The sequence below is a fragment of the Streptomyces sp. 2A115 genome, from assembly GCF_052245575.1.
GTDB lineage: Bacteria > Actinomycetota > Actinomycetes > Streptomycetales > Streptomycetaceae > Streptomyces.
The window spans coordinates 1-1,318 of the sequence record NZ_JBQQCG010000223.1; the positions used below are offsets into that span (position 1 = coordinate 1).

At 69.3% G+C, this 1,318-nt stretch carries 1 protein-coding gene; it reads left to right on the plus strand.

The window, feature by feature from the left end:
• On the plus strand, positions 1 to 1,136 hold a 1,136-nt coding region (glgB, locus tag ACTWQR_RS55695), incomplete at its 5' end, for a 1,4-alpha-glucan branching enzyme (RefSeq protein ID WP_443235010.1).
• Positions 1,137 to 1,318 lie beyond the last annotated feature (182 nt).

The window sequence follows — 1,318 nt, forward strand, 5'->3', positions numbered from 1 at the left end:
ACGAGGACCCGCTGCGGGCCGCGCACCCCGACTGGGGAACGCTGGAGTTCGACTACGGGCGCCGCGAGGTCCGCAACTTCCTCGTCGCCAACGCCGTGTACTGGTGCGAGGAGTTCCACATCGACGGCCTACGCGTCGACGCCGTCGCCTCCATGCTGTACCTCGACTACTCGCGCGAGGCCGGGCAGTGGACGCCCAATGTCCACGGCGGACGGGAGAACCTCGACGCCGTCGCCTTCCTCCAGGAGATGAACGCGACCGTGTACCGGCGTGAGCCCGGTGTCGTCACGATCGCCGAGGAGTCGACCGCGTGGGACGGCGTCACGCGCGCCACTCACCACATCGGGCCGGGCGGTTTCGGTGGGCTGGGCTTCGGGCTGAAGTGGAACATGGGCTGGATGCACGACTCGCTCGGCTACGTCTCCCACGAGCCGGTCCACCGCAAGTACCACCACCACGAGATGACGTTCTCGATGGTGTACGCGTACAGCGAGAACTACGTACTGCCGATCTCGCACGACGAAGTGGTGCACGGCAAGCGGTCGCTGGTGTCGAAGATGCCGGGTGACTGGTGGCAGCAGCGGGCCACCCACCGTGCCTACCTCGGCTTCATGTGGGCCCACCCCGGCAAGCAACTCCTCTTCATGGGACAGGAGTTCGCGCAGGGCGCGGAGTGGTCCGAGGCGCACGGGCCCGACTGGTGGCTGTTGGACCCGTCGTACGGCGCCGCGGCCGACCACCAGGGTGTACGCGACCTCGTCCGCGACCTCAACACCGTCTACCGCGCCGCGCCCGCCCTCTGGGAACTCGACACCGATCCCTCCGGTTTCGCCTGGATCGCCGGGGACGCCTCGGAGGACAACGTCTTCGCCTTCCTCCGCCACGACGCCGACGGCACGCCTCTGCTCGCCGTCTCCAACTTCTCTCCGGTCGTGCGGCACGAGTATCGGTTGGGCGTCCCGGATGACGTGCCCGCGTGGCACGAGGTGCTGAACACGGACGCCGGGCGCTATGGCGGGAGCGATGTGACCAACCCGGATCCTGTGAAGCCGGACGCGCAGGGGTGGCATGGGCGGGCGGCGAGTATCCGGCTGACGCTGCCGCCGCTGGCGACGGTGTGGTTGCGACCGGCGTAGGTTCGCGGCGTAGGTTTTCGCCCCCGCCGCCCCTACCCTCCCCCACTCTCGGCTTCGCTCGAGCGGGGGGACCCCCATCACCACTGGGGCTCCGCCCCAGACCCCGTTTCGGGGGCCGGCCCCCGAACCTCCGCTCCTCAAACGCCGGAGGGGCTGATTGCCTAGCCCGTCCGGCGTTTGAG